This window comes from Pseudoalteromonas luteoviolacea DSM 6061, assembly GCF_001625655.1.
Taxonomy (GTDB): Bacteria; Pseudomonadota; Gammaproteobacteria; order Enterobacterales; family Alteromonadaceae; genus Pseudoalteromonas; species Pseudoalteromonas luteoviolacea.
This window is the reverse complement of the sequence record NZ_AUYB01000117.1, coordinates 1-8906: the sequence shown is the minus strand read 5'-3', so window position 1 is coordinate 8906 and position 8906 is coordinate 1. Positions and strand designations below refer to the sequence as shown.

Annotated in this window: 5 protein-coding genes; 1 reads left to right on the top strand and 4 read right to left on the bottom strand. The window is 41.1% G+C overall.

What is annotated here, in order from left to right:
* Positions 1-119 precede the first annotated feature (119 nt).
* Positions 120-695 carry a CHC2 zinc finger domain-containing protein gene (locus N475_RS16705; RefSeq protein WP_063365618.1) on the bottom strand — a complete coding sequence of 192 codons (576 nt, stop codon included), beginning with the start codon at positions 693-695 and terminating at the stop codon, positions 120-122.
* Positions 696-822: 127 nt separating this feature from the next.
* On the opposite strand from N475_RS16705, the gene N475_RS16700 reads away from it, so the two are divergent.
* Positions 823-1212, top strand: a complete 390-nt coding sequence (locus N475_RS16700; protein ID WP_063365617.1) for a helix-turn-helix domain-containing protein — start codon at positions 823-825, stop codon at positions 1210-1212.
* Between the two features lie 24 nt (positions 1213-1236).
* Here the strand turns inward: N475_RS16700 and N475_RS16695 are convergent, their stop codons facing one another.
* From N475_RS16695 to N475_RS16685, 3 genes are all read right to left on the bottom strand, one after another.
* Complete coding sequence (locus N475_RS16695; RefSeq protein ID WP_063365616.1) at positions 1237-1857, bottom strand: T6SS immunity protein Tdi1 domain-containing protein; 621 nt, start codon at positions 1855-1857, stop codon at positions 1237-1239.
* A gap of 358 nt (positions 1858-2215) precedes the next feature.
* The gene (locus N475_RS16690) at positions 2216-2542 is read right to left on the bottom strand and encodes a DUF7716 domain-containing protein (protein WP_063365615.1); all 327 of its coding nucleotides are present in this window, start codon (positions 2540-2542) and stop codon (positions 2216-2218) included.
* Entirely contained in the window at positions 2543-8857 is a 6315-nt protein-coding gene (locus N475_RS16685) for an RHS repeat-associated core domain-containing protein (RefSeq protein ID WP_193343380.1), read from the bottom strand.
* Between the last annotated feature and the right edge of the window lie 49 nt (positions 8858-8906).

Sequence of the window (8906 nt, the reverse complement as noted above, 5' to 3'; positions counted from 1 at the left end):
TCAATGGCAACCCCTCGTGCTTCCACATATTGACTCCCTGCCCCATTGAGGCGGCGATAGTCGTCAAATTGGTGCGACACCCGCCCATACGCATTTGCTGAATTTAAGCTGGGTGTCTTTTATATCTTTGTGCCGCGTAGTTCCGCACCCGCTTTGCGGTTCTTTTCTGGCAGGCGATAACCCAAGGTGCGGTTGGCAAAGCCCAGCTTAAAACGCTCGATCAGCTCAGCATGTTCCAGCCCACGCGAGCGCAAGTACTCCTGCACCTCCGGTGATTGCTTGAAGGTGTCGTGGTAGTAGTCAATGACCTGCTTCAGCGCGGTCTGGCTGTCGGCATTGGCGGCTAAGGGTGGAGTGAGTTTGGTGGTCGTGTTTTTGGTCGGTGCCTTGTTCGGCGCTTCGGTGATCAGACCTAAGTCCTTCTGCAACAACTCACAGGCAAAGCGGAACGATACGCCTTGAGTTTGCATCACCCATTCAATGACTGAGCCACCTTTCTGGCAAGCGCCCATGCAGTGCCACAGGTTGGTGGCTGGCGTAATGATCAGACTGGCGGTTTTGTCGTCATGGAACGGGCAGCTAAGGGAATAATCCTTGCCGTGCTTCTTCAGCGCATAGCCCTGCGACTCCACCAAGCGCACCAGTGAGATATCCCGCTTGATACGCTCGATCACCTCGTCTGCCAGTCTTGCCATGCCCGTTTACCCCCAAAACCCTGTCAATAGGTTTTTCAAAAAAATAACATGGCTTGCATAATAATACTACTATTAGTAGTATTTTCAACACCTATTCGTAATACTTTTAAAAAGCGGGGGTATCCTCATGTCATCTGCCATAACCCATTACCTTGACAAGATGACCCAGAACGATAAAGATTTTTTCAAACAGCTAGGCGCAAAGATCGCCTCATTGCGGAAGGAACAGCAGATCACGCAGGTTCAGCTTGCGGAGATTCTGGGCATTTCACAGCAGTATATGCAGGCGTTTGAAGCTGGCCGAAGGAAAGTCCCTTCATCCATGCTGCCAACATTGGCCGAAGTGTTAGCGATATCGGTGGAAGAGCTGATTGGCATTGCGCCAACCAACGGTAAAAAGCGAGGGCCAGCCCCTAAGCTGCTAAAGCAGGTTGAACAGATCAGTCAGCTACCGAAGTCCAAACAGAAGTTTGTGATGGATATGTTGGATACGGTGATTCAGCAAGCCGCCCATTAAAAAGCCCGCGAATGCGGGCTTTAGTTAATCTATAGAGATATTGTTTATAGGTGTTCCTGGCGGTAGCCCTCTGACCTTGGCTAGAAGTTGACTGGTTAAACCCCAGTAAACCTCTAAATCCATAGGTTCTAAATTATCCAACGTATCCGAACCACCAAGATATAAAGGCTTCTTATAACTAATACATTGATTATGGGATGGAGGTTCATGACCTGAAGACAACCAAGAATTAAAGAAGTCTAAAGCTAAAGCCTCATTGGCATAATTAACTATTTCTTCTTCATGGAATTGCAAAAAATTAACCGGTATTTCCAGTACCTCTCCTGTGCCTGGTTCAAGCATCAGTACTAAAGGCTCTTTAGCGCTCAATCGATCAGTATCTAAGGCAAATTGCCTACCTAGCCAATCGTAACCAAAGCAATAAATACGATCAGCAAATTTAGGAAAAGCCTCTCCGACTATGCCATTCCAAAAATCTATACTTTCAACTGAATGAACTCGATATAAACCATTGTTGAAAGAGCCGCCGGAAAAAGCACCGAAGAACTCCTCAAGACCAAAAGCCTGAACCGTTGGCTTGTACGGAGTAGTTTTCTCCCCGCACAAACCATTGGCTTTATACTTCGATAAAAATATTTCGAACATATCTGCCTCTTAATTAATATTTACCTTGTCTATGACTGTTCCTGGAGGCAAATTCTTTATTTGATGATGAATCTGTGAGCCTAAACTCCGATTCACACTAGAGTTCAAAGGCAACATATTCGATAACGTATCCGAACCACCTAACTGTAAATCAACAACATGGTCAACATCATGACCGCTCGGCACTGTATTACCTGCACTTTTGTATCGAGAAGATGCTGACGTACCTGATCTTTGCGCTTGTGTAACTACAGTACTCGCATCACATATCGCTTGGCATTTTGCATCTGCTGCCGCTCTTTGAGCAGCCGTCCAACCATCTTTATATTTGAGATTAAGGTCTACCTTGTTTGTAACATTAGCTCAACGTTATAAAAGCCCCATTGTCGTAATAGTACTTAATTGCGTCGAGTAGCACTTTTGAGTCAATGTTCTTCTTTTGAGCGTTGGCGTTTTCAACAATATCTTGAACATCACTAATCGTAAGCGCATATTTAAGGCAATTTACTTTTGCTACATCCGGGTCGTCATCAGGATCGTCCGTCTCTTCAGGATCTAACACCATGCACTTCATATCCTCCGACCAAGTGGCTTCTGCTGCCGGAATATAGAGAGCATATTCCCAAGGTAGATCCTCAATTTTTAGTAACACTGTTGCCAATGTAATAAGAACGTCTATGGTCATCTATCTTCCTCCTCCCCAAATACTCATTCCGCCTAAACCGTCAGGGTGTAAAGTCTCTTGAACCGCACCCGGAGCGTTGTGCTGACTCCTCGGTACAAGCTGCATATTTCCTGGCTCAACTCCATGGTGCCAAGTAACGTCTTTCGTCGGTGCTCTTCTTGGGTATGCACCTCTGGCCCCAGGTTGAACCCCTTTGGTAATACCCGGATGTAATGCTTCCATCATACTTGCAAATTCTGGATCTGCTTTCATTTGTTGATGTAGGTTCTGGTTAGCCTGCTGGAAGTGGGCTTTATCAGATCTTCCAGGGTACATATCCTTTGAAAGCTTTGTGTCAAAGGACACAGAGTACTGTGAGCTATTTCCTCTCTTTGTAACCTTATTATTAGCCACCTTCTCCACAGAATCAACAACATTTTCACCTACTCGATACACCATCCTAAATTTCTTCAAAACAACCTCTTCTACGGTGCCAGATAGCGCACCGCCAAATTCGCCATTTAGTGCTAGTTGCAAAGGTTTTCTGAGATCTGGAATGGTAATATCGTATACAAAGCCTGCAACCTCACCAATATATGGAACAGCTTTATAACCTATATAAAGTGCTTGGCCACTGATGCTTTTATCCACCCCAGCGGCTATATCAGCTGAAACATAATTTGCGGAGAACTCCTGTACACGTTCCTGAACTTCTGATTTTATATCAATGTCAGCCAAAATTTCATTGGCATCTTCAAGCATATCATGAATACATTTGGGTGCACTTTGCCAATCATCAATAGTACATGTATACCCAGTCGGGTCTGTAAAGCTCAGAGGGTTATTAAACACATAACTATAACGGTTTAAACTTTGCGCTGACTCTGGTGACTCTACAATCGGGTCGGCCTGCATAAATCGGCCAAGCGTTGGATCATAGATCCGCCCTCCCATATGAATAGCTTCAGCGTGATCTACGTGCTCATGGCCTGTGAAGCCTTTGTCGGTTATTTCTGCTGCATTTTTCACGGCTGGATCTACATATAACTGCTGGATCTTGCCCCATGTCAGACCATCTCTTCTACGTCCAAATGCATCATAGCTTAACCTTTCAATCAGCTGTCCTGCTTCATTTGTAATCACATCTATCGAACCAATGTGATCTTTAAACAAATAACGTGTAGAGTCTGATTCATCACTTATGATGGATAAAGCATGGTTGCCAATATATCTTCGATAACTATATTTGTTATCTTCAACAATCACCTCAGTATTACCAACATAGTAAGTAGCTGTTTGCTTATCACCTTCCAAATCAGTGCGTTTAAATCGAGCATTGTTGGCATCATACTTAAACTCTGAGGTAGCAACTGGAGACGTGATCAAGCGAGGTTTATCAAAGTAGGTGTAGCTCACCTGCCGTTGAAGTGATGAGCCGTTATAGGACTTTGTTTGGTTACCGCGTAAATCATAACAATAATTTAAGGTACCCACTACTGACACAGCGTGCTTTCCGGCATAGTTCGAGCATTGGCTTGGTTTTGTGCCGTAAGTGTATGTCTTTCCTGATTGTAGATCGCTCTTAGTTTTGATATTACCGTTGTCAAAATAATCCATAGTCAACGTGTTGAACCCATTCATAGTGACGGTTTCAAGGCGATTCATGTTGTCATATGTAAATACTTCCAGTAATTCGCTGCGTGCCGCATCTCCGATTTTATCTTTTCTAGAACGTAAATTACCCAACCCATCAAATTCATAGATAAGATTTTGAACAGCCCCATTACCACTTTTAATATTGGTTAAGAAGCCTGTTATAAGATCACTTTTCGTCTCAGTTACAATACCTGAACCAGAGCGCCATTTAGTAATATTGCCAAATGCATCCATGCCGCCAGCTTGATAATACGTTAAATCGCTGTTGCTTGCTTCCTTAAGAGCAGCTACATAGCCATTTTTGTAACTATACTGAACTCCTCTAAAATTACCCGATGCATCAAACTGCTGAAATACTCGTCCCAAATGGTCATAAGTGGTAGATGTCATAAACTGCTGGTCTTCCAATTCATAGCCAACCGCACTTATACGCCCTAAGTGATCATAAGCAAAGTAACTTTTAGCCCCATCTTTACTTCCTTGCTCGTCAAGTAACGACTTTTTATAAATAAAGTAACTATAATCTTCATCCTGCCCAAATAGGTTTCTAGCTGATTTCTCCTTTATTCTTCCAACACTATCGTAATGATAGGTAATGATACTTCCGTCTGGTGCAGTGCGTGTAACCATCTCTCCTAGCGCATTATTGGTAAACTCAATGTCACCTTTGTCTGGGTCGGACATCCCAGTTTTATGGCCCCGAGCATTATATTTAACGAATAGCTCACTACCATCGGGGTTTAACACTCTACGCAACAACCTTTGTTCATTGTAATTGTAATGAGTTTCATTGTTGTCAGCATCAAAGCTTGAAACTAAAAGTCCTATGCCGCTCATTTTTTTCCCAAGGGTATAGTCTATAACTGCGCTTGAGGAGTTTGAACCCGAATGATTGCCGCTTATATTCGTATATTTTATTCCTTTATCGATTCTATTGGTCTCTTCAATACTTGAAGGTTTTCTGGTATGCCAAAGACGATTTAAATCATCATATCGATACTCGGTAAAGTGAACTGTCTGTCCGAATTTATAAGGATTACTTTGAGCAATTAGTTGGCTAAAAGCATCATATTTATTAACTTGATTAATCCACTCTTGTGTCAATGAACGTGTTTTTTGATACACCAATCTATCACTGGCGTCAAAGTATTGGATTAAGTCAGGAGAGGAACTACTCTCAAGAGCAATTAGGTATTTAACTCCAACCGGGCAATTTGTACAAAGGCTTCTTATTTGTTTTGAATAACTGCCGTCTTCACTTGCAGCAAAATACCTTCGGCCAAAAGTATCATAGCTAAGATGCGTTTTCATACCCGCAGCATCCTGTACAACTCGGGGTAAATTTAAACTATTATGATCTGAATAACTAAATACTTCGAACAAACCGTTATGCTCTGATGTGAGGTAACGTCCTTCATGATACCGATAAGTAAACTTTTGTAATACATGATACGCAGGTAGAGTTTTATCGGATATTTTTTTATTAACACATGTACTGTTATAGTGAGAACTGCATTTACGATTCTCAATCAGGTTACCGTACTTATCGTACTTAAATGTCTCTTTAAGATACTCCTGCTCAGATACTGGATCTCCATATTCATCAACACCTATTTCAACTGCTTCTGCCAAGTTATTACTGTTATAAGTACTGTTAATTCGTTGTATGCTCTGAAGTGTATCAACACCATTTGTTCTAGATTGCGTGATGGTTTCTAGCGAAGGCCTAGCAATATACCAATTATTAATATCCTCATCATAGTAATCATATGATGTATGTTTTTTCCACGTGTAACCAGACAACTTATCAATATATTCATCCGAGTTACTCTTAATGCGAATGTAATCTTTGTCAACGGTTTCATAAATCGTTGTTTGCATTCTATTTAGTGATAGTATACGACTAGTACCACTTGTAATTACACCATTGTCAATACCAAAACTATATCTCTGCGTTTCAACTTTTTCAGGTAAAACTTTGGCTACCCTGCCATCAAGAATAGAGAGCACCTGCCATTCTTTTACCTTGGTTTTTTGAAGTACACTCCCTTGATAAGTCACAGTCACTTCTTCTTGCTGTCCGGTGAATGGGTAGTCCTGCCGGAACTTACGAGTTGTAACTTGTTTATTATTTAATGATGTTTTAGTTACCTCAGAGAAACCTAAAGAACCTCGACCACCCGCCTGAAACTTAAGGCCTGCGTATTTGTACTGATAGTCCTGAATAAGCTCTTTACCACTGGCATTTTGGCCAGTATTAATCTTCCACTCAGATACTACATATCCACCGCTTTTCACATCCCTAACAACAGATCCATTTCCCCAGTTCTTTTGATTCGCGTCAGTGTGTTTTTGGTAAATATTTGAGCCGATTGACTTATACTCAAAACTATGGGTCAGTCCTAGTCCGTTGCCTTCTTTAATACTAATCAGCTTATCTACCGCAGTATTGTTTGTGTTGGCGTCATGTAAAATATGAATGATATCTTTGGACTCTTCAAGATATATGAGAGCCGGTGAGCCATCTCCATCTAAGTCAGCCCACATAAACCTGCCTTTTCGACCTGGAGAAGGCTGCCACTCTTTGGGTGGTGTGAACTGGCCTAGTGAAATAGTTTTATTCGCGCTGGGATTGCTAATTTGAGCATAAAGAACACCATTATCCCAATATAAGCTGTCACTTTTTCCGTCTAGGTTGATATCTTGATAACTGGCAAGGCCAAATTTATTAGTATTTATATCGTTTAAATGAGTGTGAGAATCACATTTGATAAAATCTATGCCATTATAGCAATAGCTGCCAAAATCTATATAACCATCTCCGTTAACGTCACCCATAGCATGCGTGTCCCAACGATCGGCGGGATCTCTAATAGCAGAAAATTCTACTGCTTTTATTTCACTAAACTGGGTACCGTTTGAAGTATTGATCATTGAAGCAAAATATTGCTCACCTTGTAATATAGGCTCGTCGATATCTGTAGAAAACGCATACACTTCATATATTCGATCAAGCAAACCATCATAGTTTACATCCAGAAGCTGATTAACAGTTACATAAGCATCACACTTTTCTAGATCGCCGCAATCAGAATATTCCCTTTCAATTGACTTGAGTAGTCCAACATAGTCAGCAGACGCTAGTTGCTCACCTGTGCCAAATAAGTCCCCATATACATTGCCAAACCGAAGTGTTTTTTCCTCTCTAACGGTGATTTCGTCTTTACCATTGTTATCTAGGTCAGTGGCATACCAATTAATGTAGTGGCGCTGACGGCCCAATCGCTCATCTTTGACGACGTAAGATATGCCTTGTTCATTTAGTGAACCACGTTTCACTATGGAGCTGGAAAGGTCGAAATTATAAATATTGTACTTTTTTGATTCCAAATCAGATGCATAGACGGCTAACTCTAAGTTACCGTCACCGTTATAATCCATTAACTGCATAACAGGATCAACAAGTTTTCCGCTAAAGCCAAACTCCTTTTTAAGATCAATGGTTAGTGCATTATTAGAGTTTACCAAGCCAACAGGCACCTTATCACTATATGAAAATGTCGTTTTAGGCAAACACATATCGGAACCATTGCATCGGCTAATGGATTCTAGTAAAGATCGACCAGTAGTTGCACTGTTTTTATACTTAAATGAATAATCAGTAACTTTAATCGCATCATGGTTAAAGACTTCTATTGCCGATAAAACTTGGTCGTTGACGACTGTATTTCCTAAAAAATATTTGTAGCTACTATCTGCGCGCGTTTCATATAAAAAGTTGACTTTATTATTCGCATAGGTAATTTCTGACAGTCTCAGTTGGGTGCCTGTTGTATTGTAATATTTATAAAAAATTACGTTCCCGAAGCTATCTTTTTTATGACTTAAATACCATTTATAAACAGTACCACTACCCTCATCTACTTGTTGTGCATTCTCACCATTACCAAATAGCCATTGCTCACCAGATTGCAAATAGACTGTAAAACCAGAAGTAGAATAAACTACTTTAAAGTTAGGTTCGCTTTTAAGTCTGTACTCTGAGCCTGAAGTGAGTGCTTGACCTTTTTTGACAGGTACAAGTCTTTCAGACCCATAGCAAATAGCATCTGAACTACTCAACTCTACATTTTTATAATAGCCATCTTCTTCTAAGTATCTGCGACATCTTGATATCACAGAGTGCCCAGACAAACGCCATCCAACGCCCAAAAGACCACTTTTTCCAGAGCTGGAATAATTGACTGACAAATCCGGTGAAAAACCTCCAGGCCCTTTCACTACTTCAATTTTGGTTGAATATGTAGCACTACCACCAGAATTGACATCAACATTGCTAGGAATAACACCAACTATCTGATTTCCTTCTTTAAGTATTGGTGCATCAGCCAATTTAGGTTTTTCGGGTTGATCAACGTTGATCATTCCATTTGTAATTAAATTCTGACTAAGTGCTTCCCCCCTGAAGCCTGTGGCTATCAATGTAAATTCTGTAATTTCGTTTACACTAATCTCCATTTCGCCATGAGTTAGGCTAAGATTATTCATTTTAGAGGTTACAGAACCAGCTCGTTTTATTAATAAAGTGACGTCTGTAGCTCCCAGCACATCCCATTCTAATTTTATTTTTCCGGTACTGTGAAACTGAGAGCTATCAGACTTGAAGGTATTAATCTTCAATAGTTCATTTAATTGACGGTTGTGAGACTGCCACTGCGCACAACCATAT